Annotated in this window: 23 protein-coding genes and 1 tRNA gene; 17 read left to right on the top strand and 7 right to left on the bottom strand. The window is 52.8% G+C overall.

Translation table 11 applies throughout. The features are described 5' to 3' along the window. Positions 1-176: 176 nt before the first annotated feature. Positions 177-1,163: a hypothetical protein gene (locus tag GII36_RS04555; protein ID WP_260762933.1), complete on the bottom strand. Its 987-nt coding sequence runs from the start codon at positions 1,161-1,163 to the stop codon at positions 177-179. A 501-nt stretch (positions 1,164-1,664) separates the two neighbouring features. On the opposite strand from GII36_RS04555, the gene GII36_RS04550 reads away from it, so the two are divergent. Then, positions 1,665-1,841, top strand: a complete 177-nt coding sequence (locus tag GII36_RS04550; RefSeq protein WP_260762931.1) for a hypothetical protein — start codon at positions 1,665-1,667, stop codon at positions 1,839-1,841. A gap of 532 nt (positions 1,842-2,373) precedes the next feature. Here the strand turns inward: GII36_RS04550 and GII36_RS04545 are convergent. From GII36_RS04545 to GII36_RS04530, 4 genes are all read right to left on the bottom strand, one after another. Continuing rightward, positions 2,374-4,773 (bottom strand): MMPL family transporter, encoded by a 2,400-nt coding sequence (locus GII36_RS04545; protein WP_260762929.1) that lies wholly within the window; start codon positions 4,771-4,773, stop codon positions 2,374-2,376. A 67-nt stretch (positions 4,774-4,840) separates the two neighbouring features. Further along, positions 4,841-5,662 (bottom strand): ABC transporter permease, encoded by an 822-nt coding sequence (locus GII36_RS04540; RefSeq protein WP_260762927.1) that lies wholly within the window; start codon positions 5,660-5,662, stop codon positions 4,841-4,843. Continuing rightward, positions 5,655-6,620 carry an ATP-binding cassette domain-containing protein gene (locus GII36_RS04535; protein WP_260762924.1) on the bottom strand — a complete coding sequence of 322 codons (966 nt, stop codon included), beginning with the start codon at positions 6,618-6,620 and terminating at the stop codon, positions 5,655-5,657. The genes GII36_RS04540 and GII36_RS04535 overlap by 8 nt, the downstream gene beginning before the upstream one ends. Then, positions 6,620-7,198 (bottom strand): PadR family transcriptional regulator, encoded by a 579-nt coding sequence (locus GII36_RS04530; RefSeq protein WP_260762922.1) that lies wholly within the window; start codon positions 7,196-7,198, stop codon positions 6,620-6,622. Before GII36_RS04530 ends, GII36_RS04535 begins: the two co-directional genes overlap by 1 nt. 115 nt (positions 7,199-7,313) lie before the next feature. Between GII36_RS04530 and GII36_RS04525 the strand changes: the two genes are divergently transcribed. Then, the gene (locus tag GII36_RS04525; protein ID WP_260762920.1) at positions 7,314-8,186 is read left to right on the top strand and encodes a proline iminopeptidase-family hydrolase; all 873 of its coding nucleotides are present in this window, start codon (positions 7,314-7,316) and stop codon (positions 8,184-8,186) included. A 136-nt stretch (positions 8,187-8,322) separates the two neighbouring features. Here the strand turns inward: GII36_RS04525 and GII36_RS04520 are convergent. Beyond that, positions 8,323-8,397, bottom strand: a tRNA-Glu gene (locus tag GII36_RS04520). Between the two features lie 173 nt (positions 8,398-8,570). Between GII36_RS04520 and GII36_RS04515 the strand changes: the two genes are divergently transcribed. From GII36_RS04515 to GII36_RS04465, 11 genes are all read left to right on the top strand, one after another. Beyond that, positions 8,571-9,584 carry a glycoside hydrolase family 5 protein gene (locus tag GII36_RS04515; protein WP_260762917.1) on the top strand — a complete coding sequence of 338 codons (1,014 nt, stop codon included), beginning with the start codon at positions 8,571-8,573 and terminating at the stop codon, positions 9,582-9,584. Positions 9,585-9,596: 12 nt separating this feature from the next. Beyond that, the gene (gene pyk, locus GII36_RS04510) at positions 9,597-11,009 is read left to right on the top strand and encodes a pyruvate kinase (RefSeq protein WP_260762916.1); all 1,413 of its coding nucleotides are present in this window, start codon (positions 9,597-9,599) and stop codon (positions 11,007-11,009) included. A gap of 39 nt (positions 11,010-11,048) precedes the next feature. Then, positions 11,049-12,275, top strand: coding sequence for a phosphoglycerate kinase (locus tag GII36_RS04505; protein WP_260762914.1), 1,227 nt, complete (start codon positions 11,049-11,051; stop codon positions 12,273-12,275). Positions 12,276-12,315: 40 nt separating this feature from the next. Further along, on the top strand, positions 12,316-13,086 hold the full coding sequence (gene tpiA, locus GII36_RS04500) for a triose-phosphate isomerase (RefSeq protein ID WP_260762912.1): 771 nt from the start codon (positions 12,316-12,318) through the stop codon (positions 13,084-13,086). Between the two features lie 15 nt (positions 13,087-13,101). Then, a complete protein-coding gene (locus GII36_RS04495) occupies positions 13,102-14,391 on the top strand; it encodes a hypothetical protein (RefSeq protein WP_260762910.1) in 1,290 nt (429 codons plus the stop codon). A 24-nt stretch (positions 14,392-14,415) separates the two neighbouring features. Next, positions 14,416-16,524 carry an ATP-dependent helicase gene (locus tag GII36_RS04490; RefSeq protein WP_260762908.1) on the top strand — a complete coding sequence of 703 codons (2,109 nt, stop codon included), beginning with the start codon at positions 14,416-14,418 and terminating at the stop codon, positions 16,522-16,524. Further along, entirely contained in the window at positions 16,524-17,006 is a 483-nt protein-coding gene (locus GII36_RS04485) for an NUDIX hydrolase (protein WP_260764374.1), read from the top strand. The genes GII36_RS04490 and GII36_RS04485 overlap by 1 nt, the downstream gene beginning before the upstream one ends. 43 nt (positions 17,007-17,049) lie before the next feature. Further along, a complete protein-coding gene (locus GII36_RS04480) occupies positions 17,050-18,210 on the top strand; it encodes a resuscitation-promoting factor (protein WP_260762905.1) in 1,161 nt (386 codons plus the stop codon). Positions 18,211-18,324: 114 nt separating this feature from the next. Beyond that, a complete protein-coding gene (locus tag GII36_RS04475) occupies positions 18,325-19,512 on the top strand; it encodes a resuscitation-promoting factor (RefSeq protein WP_260762902.1) in 1,188 nt (395 codons plus the stop codon). 1 nt (position 19,513) lies between these two features. Then, positions 19,514-20,296 (top strand): 16S rRNA (adenine(1518)-N(6)/adenine(1519)-N(6))-dimethyltransferase RsmA, encoded by a 783-nt coding sequence (gene rsmA, locus GII36_RS04470; protein ID WP_260762900.1) that lies wholly within the window; start codon positions 19,514-19,516, stop codon positions 20,294-20,296. Further along, positions 20,280-20,954 carry a laccase domain-containing protein gene (locus tag GII36_RS04465; RefSeq protein WP_260762898.1) on the top strand — a complete coding sequence of 225 codons (675 nt, stop codon included), beginning with the start codon at positions 20,280-20,282 and terminating at the stop codon, positions 20,952-20,954. The genes rsmA and GII36_RS04465 overlap by 17 nt, the downstream gene beginning before the upstream one ends. A gap of 485 nt (positions 20,955-21,439) precedes the next feature. On the opposite strand, the gene GII36_RS04460 is transcribed toward GII36_RS04465, so the two are convergent. Beyond that, positions 21,440-21,826, bottom strand: coding sequence for a hypothetical protein (locus GII36_RS04460; RefSeq protein WP_260762896.1), 387 nt, complete (start codon positions 21,824-21,826; stop codon positions 21,440-21,442). Between the two features lie 166 nt (positions 21,827-21,992). On the opposite strand from GII36_RS04460, the gene metG reads away from it, so the two are divergent. The 4 genes from metG to GII36_RS04440 are packed head-to-tail and all read left to right on the top strand — an operon-like array spanning position 21,993 to position 24,940. Next, positions 21,993-23,483: a methionine--tRNA ligase gene (gene metG / locus GII36_RS04455; RefSeq protein ID WP_260762894.1), complete on the top strand. Its 1,491-nt coding sequence runs from the start codon at positions 21,993-21,995 to the stop codon at positions 23,481-23,483. Then, entirely contained in the window at positions 23,458-24,231 is a 774-nt protein-coding gene (locus GII36_RS04450; RefSeq protein ID WP_260762893.1) for a TatD family hydrolase, read from the top strand. The genes metG and GII36_RS04450 overlap by 26 nt, the downstream gene beginning before the upstream one ends. Positions 24,232-24,264: 33 nt before the next feature. Then, on the top strand, positions 24,265-24,468 hold the full coding sequence (locus tag GII36_RS04445) for a hypothetical protein (RefSeq protein ID WP_260762891.1): 204 nt from the start codon (positions 24,265-24,267) through the stop codon (positions 24,466-24,468). Then, entirely contained in the window at positions 24,461-24,940 is a 480-nt protein-coding gene (locus GII36_RS04440) for a hypothetical protein (RefSeq protein WP_260762888.1), read from the top strand. The genes GII36_RS04445 and GII36_RS04440 overlap by 8 nt, the downstream gene beginning before the upstream one ends. Position 24,941: the final 1 nt, after the last annotated feature.

Below are 24,941 nucleotides of genomic sequence, written 5' to 3'. Positions count from 1 at the left end.
ACAAAAATTATAAAAGTAAATATTTTATACAACTTTTTTAACACAAGCGCTATACCGATTTGTTAATGTTCGGATCGTGCAAGTCAGATTATTACGATACATCTAGGGAATATCCCGGGGAGCCAACTTGTGGCTAGCTCCCCGGAGATACCCGTCTATCTATTTAGTTGTGTCGATCACCCCAGATGCTGAGGCTTGTATGCACCGCCCACCGGACGTCGCACGAAGCGTAGCACGAGAGCACCACCAATCAGCATGCCAAACAGCACAAAGACGATCACGGCCAAGAGGCCGGGACCTGTGCTGAGCGGAGATGAATAGGCGCTGTTCTCGATTGCCATGCTGGTAGGCGCAGCGTCTTCAGCTTCACCTGTGACTACTGCACTGGTGTGTGCAGGCTGGTTGCCGGCAGTATCACCAGAACCTGCGGTATCGCCACCAGTTCCGCTACCGGACCCAGTGCCTCCATCGCCGGCTGCACCTTCGCTCGAACCGCTATCTCCTCCGCCCGGCAACGCGCCGGGGTCGGGGATGGCGGTCTGCCCACCGGTTTGTCCACCCGCACTCGGTACGGTCGGAACTGTTGTCTCCGGCGCGGGTGCGTCGGAGGTGACGGTGGGGTCAATCGGATCCGGCTCTGGAGGCAATGAAGTCTCCAGCTCGCTGCTTGGGGGCGGCGAAGCGGGGGTCCGACTTGTCGGCGGATCGATGCCACCGGACTGCGACTTGCAGTCCGGGTGCCCCGGAGGGCATGTTGTGGTTGTCGGCGGCGTCGTCGTGGGAGGCGTCGTCGTCGGCGGTGTGGTTGTCGGCGGCGTCGTCGTGGGAGGCGTCGTCGTCGGCGGTGTGGTTGTCGGCGGCGTCGTCGTGGGAGGCGTCGTCGTCGGCGGTGTCGATGGAGGTGGCCCACCACCCTGTCCCGGCGGCCGGATCGGCTGCGGGGGAGCGGTTGGTGACATCTCCTTGAACGGGGCTGCTGCGGATGGCTGGTCGTTGCACAACGGCCGGTTACCCACTTCGTAAAACCCGATCGGATTCTTGTCCTTGCCGCACTTGGCGAAGAACAAGGTGTAGCCCATCTTCTGCAGCTCTGATTGCTGTGTCGGAGTGGCGATATCCGTACGAGTTGCACCCGGGATCATGCCGAACGAGTAGTACGGCATGTCACCCAGATCCGCCAACGATACTCCGCATGTTGCGGCGAAGTACCCGTCGAGATCCCGCTGCCACCGCTGCCGGTCAGACCGGTAGGCGGTAGCGAGTTGCTTGATCTCTTCCTTGTTGGCGGTCAGCCCGTCGCGTCGTACCAAGATCCAGGACGCAGCGACGCAGGGGTCGCTCGCCACATTCTCTCGGTAGTGCTGCCATACCGCGTTGACGTCCGAAAGGTCAATATTCGGGGTTGGCCCGAAATTGTTGCTACCTTTCGGCGCGTCGAATGCGCGGCAGTTGGCATCACCGGTTGTCACCTTGGGGGCGGTCGTGGTCTGCCCGGAATCGAGCGTCCCCACGACAGCCGCCTTGACGACATCCTCGCCCTTGTAGGAGCTGGGGACCGGCATGGTTGCATTACCGACTGCCATTGCCACCCCGACGACCATGATGGTCACCATGACTCCGGCGACTGTGCCGTTCACCTTGGCGACGCGGTTTTGATCCGCGCTATGGCCACCTCGTTTGAAGTAGAGGTAGACCACAGTTGCCATGGAAATGAGCATCAGTACGATGCCGACACCGTACAATGGTGTCTGCAGCGGACCGAGCTTGGGCGGAAAGACGAGCAGCCAGGCGAGCGCAATACCGAATACGACGATCGCACACGCAAGGCCTTTCGACCATAGCTGGTGCCACGCGAACCACGCTGCGAGCAGCGTGGCCACGATGATGACGGCGAGCATCATGCCGCCACCTCCTCTCGGTTGGTGGTGGCGATGCCACCGATACTGATCGTGAACATAACTTCCCCTTCCTAGGGGATCTACACCTGCACTGTGTTGTGCAAGTGGTTGTGACCCCTGGGTCGGGTACAACATGCTACCGGCAAATCAACTGATTGGTAGGTAAGATGTTGTACCCGACGGGAAAGCGCGTAAGTTTACAACGTAAATAGTAACGAGTATCTCTTCGCTTTACGTAAGAAGTAATTTCAACGCAAAGCGGCGCTGCAACTGCAGCGCTCTAGACATAACAAACAAGTATGGCGATGCCCAGAGCGCCACAGTCACAGCCAGATATACATGTACTGTAATAATCTGACTTGTTAACGAACATATCGCCCCCGTATGTCCTCACACAACGGCGTATATATTCAAATTACCACAAAAAGGATAAAAAGTCAATACCTATATACTAAACAAGCTTTTTACGCAATGCTTATGCTTTGTTGTCTGACTCGCCCTCGATTGCGATATGCGGCAAGATACCGTCGAGCCACTTTGGTAGCCACCAGGCGCTACTACCAAGGAGCTGCATGACGGCCGGTACGATAGTCATGCGCACCAGAAACGCATCGACAAAGATGCCAACGGTGAGCGCGAAACCAAGTGCCTGTACGGTGGTGTCGTGGTTGGAGATGAAGCCAGCGAAGACGGATACCATGATAGCTGCTGCAGCCACCACGACTTTAGCCCCCTGGTAGAAGCCACGCAGGACGGCTTTGTGTGCGTCGCCGGTGTGCTGGTGCGCTTCGTGCATGCCAGAGACGAGGAAAAATTCATAGTCCATAGCGAGGCCAAACAAGATACCAATACCGATGATAGGCAGCATGGTGACGATAGGTCCTGGTGCCTCGGCGATACCAAACCACCCCCATTGGAATACAGCTACAAGAGCGCCGAACATCGCCGCCACCGAGAGAAGGAACCCGAGAGTTGCCTTGATTGGTACTAAGATGGAGCGAAACGCAATCACGAGCAAGATAAGCGACAGACCGACGACAACAGCTAGGTAGACGGGCAGTGCAGCAGACAGTTTCTTGTTGATATCAATTTGCATAGCAGTAGTGCCGGTGACACCGAGTGTGGCAGTGGTGTTGTCGAGCACGTTGTCTTGGGTGTCAGATTCACGCAGTTTGTTGACGAGATCACCAGTAGCGGCGTCACTTGGGCCGGATTTCGGTACCACCTGGATCACACCTACGGTGCCGTTATTTGCTGTAGTGACAGGTAGCGCTTGGTCAACGTTGTCTTGTTTTGCGATACGTTGGGCGATCTGATTGTACTGCACGAGCGGTGCGTATTGTTCGACTTGCCTGTCTATAGCGACTAGTGCTTCTTGCTTCTTTTGCTCACCGGCTGCTTGTTGGGCTGCGATTTGCTGCTGCAGGGCAACGGCTTGCTCTGGAGTAGTAATCTGCGCCATTTGCGCCTGGATAGCCGTTTGTGCAGACTCTGTCTGGGCGGCTACTTGTTTATTAAATTCGGCCATTGCGGCATTTCGTACCGTATCTTTGTCAGCTTGTGAAGTCTGGGGCATGTTCTCTACCAAGATGAGGAGGGGGCCGTTGAATCCGGCACCGAAGCCATCGGTGAGTCGATCGTAGGCGATACGTTCAGATGAGCCTTGGGCGGCAAATTCGTCAGTAGGGAGGCCGAGGCGCATGTCTTTTACTGGATAGGCGATGACAGCGATAATAAGTACGGCGACAGCGATGATAGCATACGGGTATTTGGTGATTGTGTTGCCCCATTTCCACCAGCCCGAGCGGTGTGGCGCATGTTCATTGTGTTTGATACCGCGTTTCTGGGCATCGGCAATTGCTTGGCGTGTTTTACCGCGAAATACATGCTTGCCCGCGATACCTAGCATGGCTGGTACCAGTGTGATTGCAATGATAGCGGCAGCTGCTACGGTAGCAGCTGCCGTGAGTCCCATGGTGGTCATGAATGGAATTTGCACGACAGTGAGCGAGGCGAGCGCAATTACGACAGTAGAAGCGGCGAAAAGTACGGCGCTACCAGCGGTACCGATCGCACGGGCTGCGGCCGTCTTGTAATCATAGCCTTCAAGCAGCAGACTGCGGTAGCGATTGATAATGAAGAGGGAGTAATCGATACCAACAGCCAAGCCAAGCATGATGGCGAGTGCCGGAGTGGTGGAGTTGACTTCGATGACTTGACTGAGTGAGAAGAGTCCGGCTGCACTAGCACCCACTGCGACGAGCGCAGTGATAATTGGCATACCGGCAGCTATAAGTGAGCCGAGGGTGATGAGGAGCACCATGAGGGCGATCAGTACGCCGGCGATTTCGCCCACGCCGAGGATTTCGTCTGGCACTTTGCGTACCAAATCTCCACCTCTGTCAATTTCTACACCTTGAATGCGTGCGTCACCTACAAGTGATTCGACTTTATCTGTTGTGGCTTTGTCGATTGAACCGATAGTGCCGTCGAGCTGAAGTATGGCATAGGCGGTTTTGCCATCGTCCGAGATACCTTTGGGGTTGGTAAAGGGGCTAATCACGGCCGAAACATTGTCGACATCGTCAATCCGTGCAAGGAGCTGGTTGATCTCTGTAGCGTGGTCTCGTACCTGGCCGTCGGCAGTATAGAACACGATACGGCCGGAGCCTTTACCTTCGTCTGGGAAGAGCTCCCCGTAGCGATCAAATGTTTTCTGTGCCTCGGTGCCAGGAATCTTGATGGCACTGGTCGGTGATTTGAAGTAATGCGCAGCCGTGGCACCGAGTATGCCGAGTATGACGATCCATACAAGCACAATCACCCATTTTAGTTCAAACGCGCGCGCGCCTAGTTTTTGCAGAAAATTCCCCATATGGTCCCTCGTTTGCGGTAGTATATTTATCTCTTATTATGCGGGAGTGCCGTGCATGCGTCAATCGCTAGGCTTTATGCATATAGGCGCGAACTGTCAGCGGTGCGAAGATAGCCAAAATGACGAGTGCACCAATGACACTGAGCCAGAAATCTCCGCCTATTGTGCCGTGATTGATGAGGTCTCGAATCGCGGTGATGAGGTGCGAAACTGGATTGATATTTACAAACCACTGCAGCCAGCCTGGCATGGTATTGACCGGTACAAACGCATTCGATAAGAAGGTGAGCGGGAAGAGGATGAGCATGGAAATGCCCTGCACGCTCGATGCTGAGCGGGCAATGACACCGAAAAACGCGAAGATCCAACTAAGGCACCAGGCGAAAGCGATGACAAGCAGGCTTGCAACGACGACGCTACCGAAACCACCGTCTGGACGCAGTCCCATAAGATAGCCCATGGTGAATGTGAGCACTGTGGCAATGAGGTAGCGTACTGTGTCGGCGATCAGTGCACCAGATAGTGGCGCGATACGAGCAATCGGCAGGCTTTTGAAGCGGTCAAACACGCCCTTATCCATATCCTCTCGTAGCTGTGTGCCTGTTACTACACTGGCGGTGATGATGGTCTGTGCCAGGATACCAGGGATAATGATAGGCAAATAGCTCGCGACGCTACCGGCGATAGCACCACCGAAAAGGTAAGTAAACATGACAGTAAAGATGATGGGCTGGAATACTACATCGAACAGCTGTTCGGGGTTGCGACGAACCTTTATGAGGCCACGATGCGCCATGGTGAGCGATTGGCTAACTGTTTGGCCTAAGCTGACGTGATTTTTGAGCGTTCGTTTTTCGCCCGGTGTGATTGTGGCGGTAGTACTACTCATTTTCGTTCTCCTTTTTCTCGGCCGGTTTGCCGGTGATGGCGAAGAAGACTTCGTCGAGGGTTGGTTTTTGGACGCTGAGCTCATCGATTTCGATATCAGCTGTGCGGAGTTTGATTAGTAAGTCCGTAACTGTATCAGCGTCTTTCATCGGCGCTGTGATGACTGTTTGTTCGGGCTGCTGAGTTTTAACTTTCAGTGTTTTTTCGACGATCTTGGCTGCTTCTGCCATGTACTTTTTGTGCTTGATACCTAGCACGAGTGTGGCGTTGCCAATCGATTTCTTGAGTTCGTTTGGTGTGCCTTCGGCTACGACGTGTCCGTGGTCAATCACGGCTATCCGGTCTGCCAGTTGGTCGGCCTCTTCGAGATACTGGGTAGTGAGTAGGATTGTCGAGCCGCTTTTGACCAGCTTGCGAATCGTATCCCACATTTGGTTGCGCGTGCGTGGGTCGAGACCAGTTGTTGGCTCATCGAGAAAGATAAGGGGTGGTTGGGCGATCAAGCTGGCGGCAAGGTCGAGGCGACGACGCATGCCGCCACTAAAGTTCTTCAGTGGGCGCTTTGCGGCATCACTGAGTCCAAATTCTTCCAGTAACTCAGCCGCTTTCGCTTTGGCCTCGCTGCTGCTCAAACCGAGTAGACGGCCGAAGATTACCAGGTTTTCAATAGCCGAGAGTTTCTCGTCAACCGACGCATATTGGCCGGTGACGCCGATGAGCTGGCGTACGACCTGTGCTTCGTGTACCACGTCGTGGCCGAAGACTTTGGCGCTGCCTCCATCTGGGCGCATGAGTGTGGCAAGCATGTTGATGGTGGTGGTTTTGCCGGCGCCGTTTGGCCCCAAGACTCCATAGATCATGCCACTTGGTACGACAAGGTCGATACCGTCGACGGCCTTGTTGTCGCCGAAACGCTTTTCGAGCCCATGGACTTCGATGGCGGGCGTAGATGTTGCCATTATATTTCTCCTCTCTCGATCGCTTCGAGCCTTACTTTGAATTCATTGACAGCTGCATCCATGGCTTCTTTTTGCTGGGCGCTGCCTTTTCGAAAAATCTGACGCATCGTCTTCATGATATCACCTGCTTGACGGTGAAACTGTCGCTGATACCCGTGACGGAAATTCATACGGCGTCCTTCTTCTTGGTCGGCACTGGCAAATCGTTCGAAAATTGCCTCGAACTGTTTCTGGCTATTTGCGGCTTCTGCTTCACCGTCGGTTGAGAGCTGGTAAATTTTTTTGCCGTTTTCTTCGGTGTACGTTACCAAATCTTTTTCTTCGAGTAGCTGTAGGGTGGGGTAGACTGAGCCAGCGCTAGGGCGCCATACGCCCTGAGATTTCTCCTCCAAATAGGAGATGATTTCGTAGCCGTGCATAGGCTTGGTTGTGAGCGCGCCGAGGATGGCGGGCTCTATCATGCCGCGACCAGCGCGAAACCCACGTAGGTTTTCGCGCATCTCCTCGAAATCTGGTCCGCCAAAACCGCCTCGGCCGCGACCAAACGCATGTGCGTGTTCAAATTCTTGTGCAAACATACTGTATGCTCCTTTCTGCGATAACGATATATCGCTAACTATTCTTAGTATAATTAACGATATATCGTTATGTCAAGCTATTTTACGAAAATCAGCGCCAGGCTATACTGGTGACATGACGACGGAAGAAAACTATTTGACGAGAAATGGACACAGTACATGGTATCAAGTGCACGGTGCCGAGCAGCCCGGCACGCCGCTTATCGTGTTGCACGGTGGGCCGGGGTTTCCACACAATGCGCTACGCACGCACATCGCGTTGGCGGAGCGTGGGTATCCGGTGGTGCTGTACGATCAGCTCGGCTGCGGTAAATCAGATCGGCCGGATGACCCGTCGCTGTGGACAGTAGAGTTTTTTGTCGAGGAGCTTGAGGCATTACGGCAACACCTTGGTTACGAAGTAGTCAACCTCATTGGTGGCTCGTGGGGTGGTTCGTTGTTATTTGAGTATGCGCTCAAATACCCACAGTATGTACACAAGCTCGTGGCGCATTCACCCCTTGTCGATACACATCTCTGGGTCGCCGAAGCGGATAGGTTGAAAGATGAGTTGCCAGACGGACAAGGTGTGCGCATGCGCGAACTTGAGCGGCGCGGCGAGACAGAGGGCGAGGAATACACTCGATTGTCAGATCTGTTCGACGATCATTTCGTGCTGCGTGTACCCAAAGACCAAGATGTGCTCGATGCAATCGCCGGTATGGGTGCGCAGGTATATCACACTATGTGGGGCCCAAGTGAGGCGCATGCGACAGGTAACCTCAAAGATTGGTCGGTGCTTGATCGTTTGTCGCAAATCTCACAACCGACGCTGCTCGTGTCTGGTAGATATGATGAAGCTACGCCACGCCAGATGCAGGAAATAGTGAGGCGCATACCGGATATTCGCTGGGAGTTGTTTGAACATAGTTCACATAGCGCGAATCTGGAAGAGCCGGAGAAGTTTTTGCGAGTGGTAGGAGAGTTTTTAGGAGAGAAAGGGACGTGAACAAGCTCCCGTTTTCTTTCTCTGCTACGCTGTACTCCTTTTTACTCCGGCAAAAGCCGGAGTTTGCTTCTCGCGTTGAGGCTCTGCCAAGACTCTGCCAAGAAAATAGACTCATCGAGGGATGAGTCTATTTTCTTGGTGACCTCACGGAGAATCGAACTCCGATTGCCAGGATGAAAACCTGGTGTCCTAACCGTTAGACGATGAGGCCGCAAAGGTGAGCGGAATGAAAATCAGCTTGCTTATTTTCATTTCCAAACTGAGCGGTCTCATATGGTCGCTTGCGATCCATATGAGGGCCAAAATATCTTGAATTTTTACATTCAACTCGAGACATTATAACAGCTTGAGCACCTCTAGTAAAGGGTGGGATATACTATAGGTATGACAAAAAAACATGCTCTGCGTGGCGTTAATCTCGGTGGATGGCTCATCCTCGAAAAGTGGATGACACCTAGTGTTTTTGCTGGGTGCGATGCCGAAGATGAATATGGCTTGTCGCAAACTCCTGAAGGCCCCGATCGTATTCTTCGTCACCGCAACTCGTTTATCCAAGAATCGGACTTCGCTTGGCTGGCCAAACACGGAGTAGAACTGGTACGTATTCCGTTTGGCTATTGGTTGTTTCGCGAAGGTGATGGCTATGTGACCGGTAAAGAGCGACTCGACTGGGCAATGCGTATGGCGGAGAAGTATCAACTGCGTGTGTTGCTAGATTTTCATGCCCTACCCGGCTCGCAAAATGGCTGGGATCATAGTGGAAAAATCGGAAACAAGGACTGGTTCGATGACACTACCCACCGCCGTACATCAATAGATATCTGTCTCGAGGTGGCGCAGCGCTACAGAACCTCTTCGGCACTTTGGGGGTTCGAGGTTATCAATGAGCCGCTTGTGTCTTGGCGTACCCATTGGAAGCTACGTGCTTACTATCTTCGTGCATATCGACGTATCGCCAAGATCTTGCCGGATTATATATATGTCATCTTTTCGGACGCATTTCACCCATGGCTTTTCGCGGGTGCACTGCTAGGTGCGTCACATCAGCGGGTGGCGATGGATGTGCATTGGTATTCCTCCGCACTTAACTGGCGAAAAATACCAGATCTCGCATCATACTATAAAATCATCGCGAAACGTCGTCGTACAATTCAGCGATTACAGCACATCCAGCCTGTAGTGGTGGGCGAGTGGAGTATGATGCTCGCGCAGGAATCTTACGACAAGCTGGGGGATCGGGCACTTAATCTTGCCGAGAAAGATCACCTGCACGTACAACTAGCATCCTACGACAAGGCGTTGACACATATATATTGGTCGTACAAAACCGAGTCGCTTGGTGGCTGGAACTACCGTGATATTGTCGAAAAGGGTCTTCTAACAGAGGCCAAAATGTGATATAATTAGGTAATGATATTTAAACGAACCAAAATCTTGGCTACGCTCGGGCCAAATACGAGCACCCCAGAAAAAATCGAAGAACTTATGAATGCGGGCGTCAACGGCTTTCGTCTCAACTTTAGTCACGGCTCCCACGAAGAGCGTGACGAGCAAATTCCATGGATTCGCCAAGCGAGCGAAAAAGCTGGTAAACCTGTTGCAATTCTGCAAGATCTTCAGGGACCAAAGATCCGTCTTGGCGGCTTGAAAGAAAACACCGAAGTCAAAAAAGGCGATGAAATCGTCCTCGACTACGCGGCCGAGCACGACGGTCTGACATTCCCTGTTCAGTACAATCTGGCTGAAAAGGTGAAAGTAGGCGAGCCGATCTATATCTTCGACGGCAAAGTGCGTACGACCGTGGTCGAGATTCCATCCGATACGGCGATCAAACTCCGTGTAGAGAATGACGGCGTACTCATGAGCCGCAAAGGTATCAATCTGCCCGACACCGACTTCGGCGGTGATATCCTGACGCCAAAAGACATTGCTGATATCGAATACGGGGCGAAAGCCGACATCGATTATGTAGCGCTAAGCTTCGTGCAGTCGGCCGAAGACATCAATAATCTCCGCCAGATGCTGGTGAGTCTTGGTAGTACGGCACAAATTATCTCAAAGATTGAGACAAAAGCGGCGATTGAAACTGATACGCTCCGTGCAATCGTACAAGCTAGCGATGGTGTGATGGTGGCTCGTGGTGATCTGGCGGTAGAAGCTGGTGCAGAAGTAGTGCCTGTTGTGCAGCGCCAGATCATTGAGCTGTGCCGTCGCTACGGCAAGCTCAGCATCGTTGCTACTCAGATGATGGCCAGTATGGTGGACAATCCGGAGCCGACCCGCGCCGAAGTAAGCGACGTAGCGACAGCCGTACTTCTCGGTGCTGACACGGTGATGCTCAGTGACGAGACTGCTAATGGCTCGTATCCTGTTGAGACGGTCAAAGCCATGAAGAAGACAATTCTCTATACGCAGGAGCACTTGCCCGTGGCGACGTTCGACAGTGTCTTGATCGATTCTATCGCAAAACGCGACGCCATTAGCGCAGCGGCGGTCAAGATCGCCGAACAACTCAAAGTAAATGCGATCGTAGCTGAGACCAAATCTGGCGCCACAGCTATCTCTATCGCAGCATTCCGCCCAAATTTGCCTATCATCAGTGTTACGAGCGAAAAGCGCACCGCGCAGCTACTTGCGCTGAGCTACGCAAACAAGAGCTATGTTCATCCGGATGGCGACAAAGCTGGACTCGAAGTTGCTAAGCGCCTCCAGGAGGAAAACTACTTCGACACAGATGAACAGCCCGTCTCGGTCGTGATAGTGAGCGGCAAACAGCCTGGCGTGACTGGTGAAACCGACACAATTCGTGTGCGTGTGTTATAAATAGAGTATAATTCAAGCATAAACATAAAAGGGTGGGCTATGAGTTTTGCTAAACTGACAATTCGTGACGTGCCAGTGCACGACAAAGTCGTACTGGTGCGCGCAGACTATAATGTGCCACTAATGGGCGGCAAGATTAGTGACGATCTGCGCATTCGAGCCAGTGTTCCGACGCTGCAATATTTGCGCGAACAAAGTTGCAAGGTAGTGGTGATGAGCCATCTCGGGCGGCCGGACGGCGATACTAAGCTGGAGTTTAGTCTCGCACCAGTGGCAGAGCGGCTAAGTGAGTTGCTCGGAGTCGAGGTGCGATTCGTCGATGCATGTTACGGCGACAAAGTTACTCAAGCTGTCAAAGCAGCCAAGTCTGGCGACGTGCTCCTACTCGAGAATGTGCGGTTTCATGCCGAAGAAGAGGCCAATGACAGTACGTTTGCCGGCAAAATCGCTAAAAGCTCACTCGCACGCTACTTCGTACAGGATGGTTTTGGCGTAGTCCATCGCGCACATGCGAGTACGGAGGCAATTACGCATTTTCTGCCAAGTGTGGCCGGATTATTGCTCGAGCGCGAAGTCACCACTATCTCGCATGCCATGGAAGACCCCGAGCGACCACTCTATGCCGTGATGGGCGGGGCAAAAGTAAGCGACAAGATCAAGGTGATAGAGGCATTTGTACACGTGGCCGATAAGATCCTTATCGGTGGTGCCATGGCTAATACATTTCTTGCCTACAAAGGCTACGATATCGGTAAAAGTAAAGCAGAGACAGATCAGCAAGAGACGCTTGATGCGATCTACGAGGCAGCTCGTGCAAAAGTAGGCGAGGCGGGAGTGGACGACTTCATCATGTTGCCCGTCGATGTAGCAGTAGCAGGCGAGATATCACCAGAAGCCTCACGCCGCAATGCGAAAGTCGATGCTATTGGCGTGGACGATATCGCGGCTGACATCGGCGATCTCACAATTGAGCGATTTAGTCACGAGCTTGCGCACGCCAAAACTGTCGTCTGGAATGGCACGATGGGACTCGCCGAATTACCGGAGTTCGCCCATGGCTCAGCCCGCGTGGCTATGACGCTTGCCACCACCCCTGGCATGACATCGATTGTTGGGGGAGGCGATACGGCCGATTTTGCACTCAAGTGGGACGGTAACGGCGGCAGAAGCTTCACGCACGTCTCTACTGGTGGCGGTGCCAGTCTTGACCTCATGGCGGGCAACAAATTGCCAGGTGTCGAAGCGTTGCTCGAGGCGAAGAAATAAGGTACACTAAATACAACATAAGCATAAGCGATTAGAAACGATGGCCGGACACAAGAAGCTCATTATCGGGAATTGGAAGATGAACCTAGGCGTACACGACGCGAGCGTGTATTTGCATAAACTCGACGTAGCTATTCAGGGGCATCGCGATGTCGAAGTGGTTGTCGCTCCGACAGCACTTGCAGTTCAGCCGCTGAGCCTTCAGGTAAACCGTCACAAGATGAAGCTAGCGGCGCAAAATTTCTACTGGCGTGATTTTGGGGCTTTCACAGGTGAGGTGTCGGCCACGCAGCTACGTGGACTGGTGAATTATGGTTTGGTGGGGCACAGCGAGCGTCGCCATGTCTTCGGTGAGAAGATTAAAGACAGCCGGGAAAAAGTCCAGGCCGCACTGCGCAACCAGATTACACCAGTACTCTGTATTGGGGAGACGGAGCACGAGCGTGCCAGCGGTGAAATGCGCGATGTACTGCACGATCAGCTCGTGGGAGGTCTCGCAAATATCACCAGCGAAGAAATTAACGATATAGTGATAGCCTACGAGCCAGTCTGGGCAATCGGCACTGGTCGTAATGCGTCGCCACACGATGTCGAGGCGGCTGTACTCACGATTCGGAGCCAGATTGCGCATTTGTTTGGCAAAGAGAAAGCCGCAGCAGTGCGTATACTGTACGGCGGGAGTGTCACGGCCGATAGCGCCAGCGACTACCTGCGTATCAAGGGTATCGATGGATTGCTCGTCGGTGGTGCGAGTCTGAAGTTACATGAATTTAGTGAAATTATCAAAAAAGCACACGTGGTAGTGCAGTAAAGGTCGGGCTAGCGTATGAAAGATCTTGATTTTGATGAGCTGGATCGTGCGGTTGCATCTGCACTGAGTAGCGACACGCCTGCCGATGCTGGCACGACCCCTACTGCTGAGCCTCTTACTCCTGTGGACGTAGTGTCATCTCCGGTCTCAGAGCCACAGACTACCGAGTCATCGCCAAGTATTTCTGCTCATGCCGTGCACTCACGTATTATGCCGAGTGTCGCAAATGCCTCACGAAGCACCTTGCAGCGCAAAAGTGTTATGCCTGCGGATGACAACACAGTTACGCCAACTCTAGCGCCAGAAGTGTCAGTAGCTGCCACAGCAGAGCCAGTGGTGGCTACTCCTGTAGCGCCCTCGCCACCCGCCACTCGTCGTATTCCGCACCGAGAAGGGCGCTTTATGGATGTGGTGCGGCCTGGCCAAAGTACGGGCACCTCGACTTCCAGGCCGTCGGCTGTTGCTACACCTGCATCTGCGAGTGACGACACCTCGGTAGAAGTAGCTCCAGAGCAGACACCTGATACGCTAAATGTCGAGGCGAGCCCGGAGACGAATACGAGCCTCGAGGCGGCAATCAACGAGCTATTTGTCAGTGAAGGTCATGATCCTGTGGTAGGTAACGCCCCTGCAGGCGAGACTGGGCTGGAGACTGCGCCAGAGGCCGAAGCTACCGCACTAGACTCGGTGCCCGAAGAAGCGCCGTCTGTCGGTGACGCCCCTACAGGTGATGATTCTGTCGAGGCAATCGCAGCTGAGTTGGGCGCTGCACCGGTCGAGACTTCTGCGCCTGCCGTTTCACCGTTTCTCAGTGATGCCAAGGTAGAGAAGCGACCGCTGGGCGGCTTGTCTGACGTGGCCGAGTCCGAGGTATCTGAGCCTGTCAGTACTACAACCTCATCTGTCGAACAGCCTGCAGAAGAGCCGGTAGCTCCTGCGCCCGAGCCAGAAAATACTCCCATCCCAGAGGAACTTGCGAGCGATCTGCTTGCCATCGAATCTGGCGCTCCTGCATCTGAATCGAAAAATAACGAGGCTGGAGGGGACAAAGCCATGGCTACCAACAAGGTACCAGCCGGTCCGGCTTCCATCGCCCGCCAATACAAAGAGCAGCCTCGTACTGCATCCGAAGATGATGAATCTGGTGCTATCTTCGACCCTCAGACTTACCAGCAGCCTATTGAGCACCCTGCCAAGAAATCATCTGGCTGGGGATGGATTATCGCGATCATCATCATTATCTTGCTGGCGGTTGGCGGCGCGGTAGCGGCATGGTTTGGCGGCTTACTCCCTGTCGCTCTGTAGTCACGATAGTATATACTAGATACAATGAATATTCTCGAGGGACTCAACGAGCCGCAAGCTAGGGCGGTGCAGACTACAGACGGGCCGGTGCTCATACTGGCAGGGGCGGGCAGCGGCAAGACCAAAGCACTCACCCACCGTATTGCCTATCTTATCGCTGAGCAGGGTGTCTGGCCGAACGAAATTCTGGCTGTGACGTTTACTAACAAAGCGGCACGTGAAATGCGCTTTCGTCTAGCTGACATCTTACAACAAGACGCTGCCAAACGTGATTTTATGCCTTGGATGGGGACGTTCCATAGTATTTGTGTACGCCTACTTCGCATGGACGGCACACACATTGGTATTCAGTCCAACTTTGTGATTTATGATGAAGACGATCGTCGCAGCGTCATCAAACAGGCTATGAAGACACTGGGTGTGACCGACAAACAGCTCAAAGCAAATGCTGCCAGCTCGATCATCTCTACAGAGAAAAATAAACTGAATGACCCAGAGACGATGTTGGCTAACGCCAAATACCCGTACCAGCAGATGATTGCCGAGGTGTACGCGGAATATGAGAAGCAACGACGGGCAAGTGGCGCGCTGGACTTCGATGACTTACTCATAGAGGTTGTGCGCTTGCTGCGCGATGTGCCAGAAGTGCGTCAGAAATGGCAACAGCGCTTTCGTCATATCCTCATCGATGAGTATCAGGATACCAATGCCGCTCAGTACGCGATTGTCAAACTACTTGTCAATACGGATCGTAACATCTGTGTAGTAGGTGATGATTGGCAGTCGATCTATAGTTGGCGGGGCGCTGATTTTACCAATATCCTTAATTTTGAACGAGATTTTCCAGGGGCTGAAGTTGTGAAGCTCGAGCAAAATTATCGCAGTACCCAGGCGATTCTCGATGCGGCGCAGCAAGTCATCGCACACAACAAAAACCGTACCGAAAAAATGCTTTGGACTGACAGTAAGCAAGGTTCAGCGTTGCAGCTGCAAGCGTACTACAGTGAAGACGAAGAGGCCGCCGCCGTGGCAGATCATGTCGACGTGCAGGTGCGAATGGGCGGGCGTGAATACGACGATTTCGCAGTACTATATCGCACCAACGCCCAGAGCTTTGCCCTGGAGCGGGCATTCCGGCAGCGGTTTATGCCAGTGCAGATTATTGGCGGTATGCGCTTTCTCGACCGCGCCGAAGTAAAAGATATTTTGGCGTATTTGCGCCTCGCATATCAACCGAGCGATGTCGCCAGCTTTCTGCGCATCGTTAATACACCGGCACGCGGTATTGGCACGGTGAGTGTCGAGAAGTTCCTGACATGGCAGCGCGCGAGTGGCATGGATATTATAGCTGCCATGACAAACGCGGAGCAGTCGAGTAGCGTTACGGGTAGGGCACGCACAGCTCTCGTGAGTCTTGGCGACATGTTCCGGATCATCCAGGTGAAACTAGCCGACAACACACCGCCGGGTGATGTAATCGAATACATCTACGATGTCTCGCACTATCGTACACATCTTGACGATGGCACACCCAAAGCCGATGAGCGCATCGAAAACATCGCTTCGCTGGTAGCCGAAGCCGCTACATATGCCGATGTCCAGACATTTCTGGAAGAGGTGGCGCTCATGTCGAGTACCGATAAGGCAAACGAAAAGGGACAGGTCACGTTGATGACACTGCACGCTGCCAAAGGCCTCGAATTCCCAGTGGTACATATGGTGGGTATGGAAGAGGGTGTACTGCCGCATGCGCGAGTGTTCGATGGCACGCCGGACGACATCGAAGAAGAACGCCGTCTTTGCTATGTCGGTATGACGCGTGCCCGTGAGGAGCTATGGCTTAGCTATGCCTCGAGTCGCCGTACGTTTCAGCAGACGAGCTACAATGAACCATCACGCTTCCTAAAGGAGATCGATGGCCTAGCTGGCGGTCGTGAGCCGATGCGTGCCGAGGCGTCGCATTTCGACGATTTCTACTCCGACGAAATGCTCGGCAGTGGTGAACGTGTTAAATCTGCGCAGTTTGGCGCAGGAACAGTAGTAGATGTGGATGGTATGGCGGTGACGATTGAGTTCGATAACGGCTCGATCAAAAAGCTCAATATCGAATACGCTCGCCTCGAGAAACTGTGATGTGGCGCAGCTATTACTTCATGATGAAGCTAATTGGTCCTCTGGCGCTGACTGTATTCTACCTGCTCAACAATATTACACGAGCTAAGCGTGCCAGGGCGCTTGTGATTGCCCCCGAGGGGCAAATCCTGCTTGTTATGAATTCACTTGGCGATCGTCGTTGGACACTGCCTGGCGGCGGCATGAAACGCCATGAGACGCCGGAGGTGGCAGCGCTACGGGAGTTAGCCGAAGAGCTGGATCTGGAGATTGGCGCAGATCGCGTCATATCGCTAGGTGAATTACCGTCGGGTAGCTACCGGGCGCCTATTGTCCTCGTGCGGCTTCGTGCCGAAGAGTTACTTCTGGTGCGTGCGGATAAGTTTGAGATTTATGCGTACCGTTGGTGTGACCTAGACAGGCTGCCGACGCCAATTCAGCCCGTGGTGCATGGTGCGCTCGGACTGTTGTCGGCGCGTGATGAACTTGCTACAATAAAATGAGTAACTTTGCTCGTGTAGCAGAGCGACGAACGCCTAGAGATTTATGAAAATCAGTACAGAGTATTACCATCGTCTGGTGACGCTGCGCGTAGCGTGTATTGCTGTCGTACTTTTGGCTGCTATGATCGGTCTGACGCATAGCGTCGGTGCGGCAAGTGACAAGCCAGTGCCTCGTGGTCAGCATGTTATCACTATCTATGACCAAGGGCAGAAGCGAGTAGTGCTTACCAAATCTCACACGGTGCGCGACACACTCAAGCAAGCCGATGTCACGCTGTCCGATCACGACAAGGTTGAGCCGTCACTCGATACCGAATATGCTGCACAGCAGTATACGGTCAATATCTACCGAGCACGCCCTGTCATGATTGTCGACGGTATGAAGCGCGAGCAAGTATTGTCGCCGTATAGTTCGCCTCGTGATATTGCCAAGCATGCTGGCCTAGCGCTCCATGACGAAGATAAATTGACGCTTACCCAGTCCGAGGACGTGTTGGCCGATGGCGTGGGAAGTAAACTGCTCGTCGACCGAGCGACCACCGCCAATCTTGTGCTCTATGGCAAACGTACTACTGTCTACACACATACTGCTACCGTTGCCGACTTGCTAAAGGAGAAATCTGTCACATTGGCGACGGATGATACAGTCTCTGTGGCGCAGGAAACTGCGATCTCCGAGGGTATGACGGTCGAAATTTGGCGTAACGGTGTTCAGACAGTTAATGAGGATCAAGATGTGGAGTTCGGCACTGAGCAGATTCAGGACGGTGATCAACCTGTGGGTTACAAGCAAGTGCGTACGCCTGGCGTAAAAGGTAAAAAAACCGTCACCTACGAAGTGACAATGAAAAACGGTCAAGAAGTTGCACGCAAAGAAATTCAGAGCGTTGTGACCCAGCAACCGCAGAAGGAAGTAGTAGTGGTCGGCGCCAAGATTGATAGTACGGCCAATGGTGGCTTTGCCGGTGCATTGTCACAGCTACGTTCGTGTGAGGGAAGCTATACCTCCAATACGGGCAACGGCTATTACGGTGCATATCAGTACGACATCAGCACCTGGGCAAACTTCGGTGGCTATGCCAACGCCTCGCTGGCACCACCGGCAGTCCAAGACGAAAAAGCCTGGCAGACGTATAAATCACGCGGCTGGTCGCCGTGGCCGTCATGCTCGCGCAAACTTGGTCTGCAAGACATATACCGCTAGTGCTATACTTGCATTATTGCTCCATATGTGGTATGATGGTATAGATAGCTTTTGTGAGAGTACGAAGCATCGCCACCTCTTATGAAATTACTAACTATGTGTGTAATGTCACTCATGCGGCCACGAATTGGCTTGTTCGTGGCGCTTTTTGCGTTGCTGACAGTTGGCGCAACCGGCACTGTATTTGCCGCGTCGCCTAGTAGCTCGCGGAGCGACAAGCAACACGCCATCACCATTTATGATCAGGGGCAAAAGCGTGTCGTACTCACGCGAGCTCAAACAGTAGCCGATACGCTGAGGCAAGCCGAAATTCCACTCGCTACCCACGACCGTGTGGAGCCTGCCGCTGACACTGTCTATGCAGCTCAGAACTACACGGTCAATATCTACCGAGCGCGTCCTGTCATGGTAGTAGATGGTATGAAGCGCGAGCAAGTACTCACTCCGGCAAGTGCACCGAGCGATATTGCCAGAGATGCTGGCATAGCTGTGCGCGACGAAGACAACCTGATGCTTTCTCAGTCGGAAGACGTGCTGAGTGATGGAGTGGGGAGTAAGCTTATCATCGATCGCGCAGTACCAGTGACGCTCTCGCTCTATGGTGCGCCGAGCCAGATTTACACACATGCTGCTACTGTGGGTGAGCTGCTCACGGAAAAAGGCGTTAAACTTACCGCAACAGACAGTGTGTCTGTACCACAGTCGACACTTGTTACTTCGGGCATGACAATCGAGATCTGGCGAGAAGGTCTCCAGACGACTACGGTCGAAGAAGAGGTGTCGTTTGCGACACGCCAAATTCTCGATGCCGACCAACCGACTAGCTATCGTGCCGTGCAAACGCCGGGTGCAACGGGCAAAAAGAGCGTGGTCTACGAAATCGTCCGTGAAGGTGGGCGAGAGGTGAGTCGCAAGGTCATCCAGAGTGTCACACTCACCGAGCCAAAAGAGCAGGTAGAAGTGATTGGCAGCAAAGGCGCCAATCCGCTCACCAAATCCAAGGGCGCCCAGCAGTTTACCGATAGCAAGGGTGTGACACACCGTGAGACCTACTACGACCTCCCAATGAACGTGACCATGGGTGCCTGTGGCGGCGGTGACTATACCATCCGCGCCGACGGTGCCAAGGTAGATAAAGACGGCTACATTCTTATCGCAGCCAATCTGTCCAACTACCCACGTTGCTCTGTCGTCGAGACAAGTATGGGGCCGGGTAAAGTCTACGATACTGGTGGCTTCGCTGCGGTGCATCCGCACGGATTTGATCTCGCGACCGACTGGACAAACGGGGACGGACGCTAGCGTGCCGACCAAAAAATCGCTTGGCCAGCACTGGCTTCATGACCGCTTCGTGCTTGATCACATCGCTGACGAAGCCAATGTGAACATGCAGGATACAGTGCTCGAAGTCGGTCCAGGTCTCGGTACCCTCACCTCTATCTTGCTCGGCAGGGCAGAGCAGGTGATAGCGGTTGAGTTTGACCCGGACTTAGCACGCAAGCTCCCGGGTCAGTTCCCTGGCAAAAACCTCGAAGTAGTACACAGTGATATCTTGGCCTATGATACGCGCGATCTACCCGCGGGCTACAAAGTCGTAGCCAATGTCCCCTACTACATCACCAGCAAGATTATCCAGAAGTTCATGACAGAGGATAACCAGCCGAGTGTGGTGACACTTCTTATCCAAAAAGAAGTGGCCGAGCGTGTGGCCGCTCGTCCCGGCGACATGAGCATCCTGGCCGTCAGTGCACAGCTCTATGCCGATGTATCACTCGGCGACGTAGTGCCTGCCGAGCTCTTCACGCCGCCGCCAAAAGTCGACTCGCAGGTCGTGACGTTGCGCACTAAGCAGCTCACATTGCCCGACGGCGTCGACGAGAAATTGCTTTTTCGTGTTGTCAAAGCTGGCTTCAGTGCTAAGCGTAAAAAGCTACGCTCAAGCCTCAGCGGTGGACTTGGCATGGCCAAAGACAATGTTGATACACTACTAGCTGGTGTTGATATCTCCCCTGACGAACGCGCCGAATCTCTGTCTGTCGAAGACTGGAAACGGCTGGCCGAGGCGTACCGTGCAGCTGCATCCTGATATCGAGATCATTCTCTCTACCACGGCCGACGGGTCGCTTCGTTCGAGTCTGACTCCAGAGCCGGAGATTCACGACCAAGCAACAGCTACATTTCTCGCTAAGCATGATATCTCGCCAGTGCAGGCGGTCCTGCTCCGGCTTTCGTATGATACGGTTGATTTCTGTCGGTATCACGAAGTGACGAGTGGTGAGGCGGGTGCGGGATTTGTGCAGCCTCAAGATATAATTTCCGATGCGCTTGTGACACGACAGTCTGACATTGCGCTTTTTCTACCTATCGCTGATTGTATCGCTGCGGTGTTGTATCATCCGCCTACTCGTACTCTCATGCTCTCACATCTTGGCCGCCATAATCTCGAGCAACAGGGTGGTACGAAATCGGTTGATTATCTGGCGCAATTTGGTGTGGTGCCAGATGAACTGCTGGTCTATCTCAGCCCGGCTGCGGACAAAGCGCACTACCCGCTCTATGGATTCGAAAACCGCTCGCTGCACGACGTTGCCGCCGAACAACTCATGGCTGTTGGCGTCTCGCGAAGCAACATCGCTATCGATGCTCGTGATACTGTTACCGATCCGGACTTCTTCTCGCATAGTGCTGCACTTCGTGGTGGGAAACAGCCTGGCCGTCATGCGATTGTGTGTCGGTTAGGCTGATCTCTCATGCAAACTATTAGGCAAAATCAATAGTTGATAGACTACTCGGACGGGCTGCGATGGATAGCAAAGACGAGATATTTGTATGTAGGGTGAGTTCCTCGAAGTATGTATACGCTATCATCCTCTGTGTGGGTAGCTGACTTTCTCTGCCGGCTGCTTATTGTTGGCAGGAGTAGCTTACAGTTTGATTGATCTGTTTCGATAATTTCAGAGACTTCTTTGCAAATATAGCTAATATCACCCACGTAGTCAGTCTCGTAAATGACGAATATGTTTGCTTGAACAGTGCATATGTAGAAGATGTCTTCTGGGTTGTTTCCACGTATAGCTTCTATCGACGATATGTCGAATCTACCGACCTTCCGTGTATCGGAAATGTAGTGTCCGAGAATGATAATAGTGTGATTGAGCATAGTATAAGTATAGTCTAGAATTAAGGTGGGGGAGCCAGTTCTTAGACATGGCTCGAGGTCTTGTGTGATTCAGCGGTCAACAGCCGGAGACTTCTCGCCGGGCTCACGCTTGTAGATCAGGCGCCCATCTTTGATGACGGCATGCCCATGGCTCTCGTCGTCCATGTCGACCGAACCTTCTTGATAGAAGATTTCGATTGCACCATCATCTCGCTTTCGCGATAGCGAGGGCAGCCCATCGAACGTTCCGCTCCTCATGCTGTAGGCTGAACGTCCGTAGCCACCACTTTGGCTGCCTCTACCGTATGTCGCTTGTCCTTGACGACTACTGCGATTACGTAGGGGTGGAGTCTCGGCTTCCTGTGCGACCCTGTTCAGCTGACGCTGGCAGTAGCTGCATGTGTCTCCCGCTCGGCACTTCCAGTCGGGTTTGTTGCATCCGGGCATGAAACCCATGACACACCTCTTCTTGATATTGGGTGAGAATAACGCTCACGAATGAAAAGACGAGGTAACCCTCGTGTTTTAGGCAAACGGTGTTTGCTTGCCTTCGATTATACATATACCGATTATATTTTTCAATATATTACGCAATATGCAAACACTGGTATAATAAGCTGTAATGAGCAAAAAACTATACATCACGACCGCCATCCCCTATGCCAATGCCAAACCACACATCGGCAATGCACTGGACTATCTGCTGGCAGATGTATGGCGACGCTACCAGATCCAGTTGGGTCATGATGTGCGCATGCAGGTCGGTACTGACGAGCATGGCAACAAGATTGCCGCCAAAGCAAAAGAGGCGGGCAAAGAGCCGAAAGCATATGTTGATGAGACGCATCTCGCGTTCAAAGACCTCATGAGTGAAGTCGGTGCCGAGTACACAGACTTCATCCGCACTAGCGACGAGCATCACGTAGGTGCGGCACAGTATATCTGGCAGCAGATGGCACTGTATATCTACAAAGGCAGCTACGAAGGCTGGTACAGTGTGGGTGAAGAGTCGTTCGTGAGCGACAAAGTCGCGGCTGCGAACAACGGCATCTCACCAGATCATGGTGTACCCTACGAACGCCTCAGTGAAGAAAACTATTACTTCAAACTGAGTGAATTTGCACCGCGCATCCAAGAGGCTATCGAGACCGACAAGCTTCGTATCGTCCCAGAATTCCGCAAAAACGAAGTACTGAATCTTATCAAAGACGGCCTCGAAGACCTTAGTATTTCCCGTCCGCGCAAAAACCTTAGTTGGGGAATCGGTGTGCCGGGCGATCCGAACCAGGTGATGTATGTGTGGGTCGACGCACTGAGCAACTATTTGACGGTATTGGGTTATCCGGATCACGACGAATGGAAAGACTACTGGCCTGCTGATGTGCAAGTAATTGGCAAAGACATCTTGCGTTTTCACGCGATCATCTGGCCTGCTATGCTCATGGCACTCGATTTGCCGCTACCAAAGAAACTGCTTGTGCATGGACACATAGGCAGCGATGGCAAAAAGATGAGCAAGACAGTCGGCAATGTGATCGATCCAAACGAGGTAATCGATAGCTACGGTCTCGATGCGTTTCGCTACTACATGGCACGTCACATCCCTACTCAAGATGACGGTGACTTCACCTGGGAGAAGTTTGAAACTGCCTATAACAACGAACTCGGCAACGATCTCGGCAATCTAGTACAGCGCATTGCCAGCATGATTACTCGCTATCAGGCGGGTGTCATCGGTGAAGTGAAGAAGGGCGAGCACGACATCCAGCTCTACCGAGATGCCATGGACGCGCTTAAATTCAACGAAGCACTCGACATAGTGTGGACGGAGATTCGTGCAGTTAATCAGTATCTCGACAGTGTTAAGCCATGGGAAGTAGCCAAGAAAAAAGATGAAGATCCGGATGCGGCCGAACATTTGGCGGAAATTCTAGAAAACTGCGTTGGCTCACTTGAGCAAGTTGCCGCCCTACTCATGCCATTCATGCCGGGTGTTGCCGAAAAGATACGTGCGACGTTCGAAGGCGGCGTGGTGCACGATCAGGGTGTGCTCTTCCCTAAGATATATCTTCATACCGAGGATCCGCGTGCCAAACATACCACAGCTAGTTGATACGCATTGTCATATCCACGAAGCCGACTATCCGCTCGACGTCGATGAAACGCTGACACGGGCGCGAGAGGCTGGGGTGCAGACACTATTGTGCGTCGGTACGAGTGAGCAGAGTTCGCATGGTGCGGTGGAGTTTGCGGCGACGCACGACGGTGTGTATGCGACCGTCGGTGTGCATCCACACGATACCAAGGATGGCTATGCCGCGATTGCCGACTTGGCGAGTCGACCAAAAGTAGTAGCGATAGGTGAAGTAGGTCTGGATTATTACTATGGCCATAGTCCACGCGACGTCCAGATAGCGGCGCTCGAAACCCAATTGCAAATTGCTCGCAAGCATAATCTTCCTGTATCATTTCATGTGCGCGACGCGTTCGAAGATTTTTGGCCAGTGTTTGATAATTTCTCGGGGATACGTGGTGTACTGCATAGTTTTACTGATTCCGTGCAAAACCTAGAGCATGGGCTTGATAGAGGTATGTATGTCGCGGTCAACGGAATTAGCACATTTACTAAAGATGAGCGACAAAAAGCCATGTTTATGGCAATTCCACTCGATCGACTACTGGTAGAGACAGATTCACCGTTCTTGACACCTGTGCCTTTTCGTGGTAAAGTGAATGAGCCAGGTATGGTGAAGGAGGTCGCCAAGTACCATGCTGCCACGCGCGGCTTGGAGCTTAGTGAGCTTGCTCAGCGTACCACCGCCAACGCCGAAGCGTTGTTTCGTTTTGCGTCGGCTATATAGAACACTACTTAAAAAATCGTGGAGTAAAGATATATGAGCCCAGCGTCAGATATCGATACAATTGAAATGGGATACGAAGAGACTGCCTATACCTCTCGGCAGGCTCTAGATTCGCACACCCTGGAGCAGCCACGTGAACGTGCCGAAGTGCAAGATGCGCTGTCGCTTGCAACGATGCTCAAACAGCTGCGCGAGCACAAACTACACGGCAGCGGAGACGTACAGACGTATGCCTAGCTTGCTCCAAAAAACCTTGAATCTGCTCGTCGGCACCGAACCGGCGTCTGCTGATATGGCAGTTCATCTGCCCAAAACCGCAGAGAAGACGCAGAAACCACTGAAGCGTCCTTTTCAGAAACTGACCGAGCGCGAACTTATCCAGCTCGAGAGTGATATTGGCGCACAGCTATTTGGTAGTGTACCAAAAGGTCATCGCCGTGAATTCTTCAATCTTGATCTGTCTACTTGGATCTGGTATGACGAGTGGAACGATGCTATGACGGGTCAGCGTATGAATATGACAATTCGCTATGAGGTGCACGAAAACGGCATCCTAAAAGTGCAAGAAGGTGCGAGGTATAACTTTATCGAAGGCCAGGAGCTCGAAAACTTCATGGCGGCGATCCATCTCTACTACGAACGCGTAGCTCGTGAGCTGTATCATATTGAGCCACAGCATCAGCACCCACTTCAAGCACATACGGTATAAT

The organism is Candidatus Mycosynbacter amalyticus (genome assembly GCF_025273655.1).
Classification (GTDB): domain Bacteria; phylum Patescibacteriota; class Saccharimonadia; order Saccharimonadales; family Saccharimonadaceae; genus Mycosynbacter; species Mycosynbacter amalyticus.
This window is presented reverse-complemented; position numbering and strand designations above follow the sequence as displayed.

Bases quoted from the DNA above. Each gene is read 5' to 3' on its own strand.
- GII36_RS04555 (WP_260762933.1), bottom strand. From the start codon at position 1,163: ATGCCGTACTACTCGTTCGGCATGATCCCGGGTGCAACTCGTACGGAT.
- GII36_RS04550 (WP_260762931.1), top strand. From the start codon at position 1,665: ATGGCCACCTCGTTTGAAGTAGAGGTAGACCACAGTTGCCATGGAAAT.
- GII36_RS04545 (WP_260762929.1), bottom strand. From the start codon at position 4,773: ATGGGGAATTTTCTGCAAAAACTAGGCGCGCGCGCGTTTGAACTAAAA.
- GII36_RS04540 (WP_260762927.1), bottom strand. From the start codon at position 5,662: ATGAGTAGTACTACCGCCACAATCACACCGGGCGAAAAACGAACGCTC.
- GII36_RS04535 (WP_260762924.1), bottom strand. From the start codon at position 6,620: ATGGCAACATCTACGCCCGCCATCGAAGTCCATGGGCTCGAAAAGCGT.
- GII36_RS04530 (WP_260762922.1), bottom strand. From the start codon at position 7,198: ATGTTTGCACAAGAATTTGAACACGCACATGCGTTTGGTCGCGGCCGA.
- GII36_RS04525 (WP_260762920.1), top strand. From the start codon at position 7,314: ATGACGACGGAAGAAAACTATTTGACGAGAAATGGACACAGTACATGG.
- GII36_RS04515 (WP_260762917.1), top strand. From the start codon at position 8,571: ATGACAAAAAAACATGCTCTGCGTGGCGTTAATCTCGGTGGATGGCTC.
- pyk (WP_260762916.1), top strand. From the start codon at position 9,597: ATGATATTTAAACGAACCAAAATCTTGGCTACGCTCGGGCCAAATACG.
- GII36_RS04505 (WP_260762914.1), top strand. From the start codon at position 11,049: ATGAGTTTTGCTAAACTGACAATTCGTGACGTGCCAGTGCACGACAAA.
- tpiA (WP_260762912.1), top strand. From the start codon at position 12,316: ATGGCCGGACACAAGAAGCTCATTATCGGGAATTGGAAGATGAACCTA.
- GII36_RS04495 (WP_260762910.1), top strand. From the start codon at position 13,102: ATGAAAGATCTTGATTTTGATGAGCTGGATCGTGCGGTTGCATCTGCA.
- GII36_RS04490 (WP_260762908.1), top strand. From the start codon at position 14,416: ATGAATATTCTCGAGGGACTCAACGAGCCGCAAGCTAGGGCGGTGCAG.
- GII36_RS04485 (WP_260764374.1), top strand. From the start codon at position 16,524: ATGTGGCGCAGCTATTACTTCATGATGAAGCTAATTGGTCCTCTGGCG.
- GII36_RS04480 (WP_260762905.1), top strand. From the start codon at position 17,050: ATGAAAATCAGTACAGAGTATTACCATCGTCTGGTGACGCTGCGCGTA.
- GII36_RS04475 (WP_260762902.1), top strand. From the start codon at position 18,325: ATGCGGCCACGAATTGGCTTGTTCGTGGCGCTTTTTGCGTTGCTGACA.
- GII36_RS04460 (WP_260762896.1), bottom strand. From the start codon at position 21,826: ATGGGTTTCATGCCCGGATGCAACAAACCCGACTGGAAGTGCCGAGCG.
- metG (WP_260762894.1), top strand. From the start codon at position 21,993: ATGAGCAAAAAACTATACATCACGACCGCCATCCCCTATGCCAATGCC.
- GII36_RS04445 (WP_260762891.1), top strand. From the start codon at position 24,265: ATGAGCCCAGCGTCAGATATCGATACAATTGAAATGGGATACGAAGAG.
- GII36_RS04440 (WP_260762888.1), top strand. From the start codon at position 24,461: ATGCCTAGCTTGCTCCAAAAAACCTTGAATCTGCTCGTCGGCACCGAA.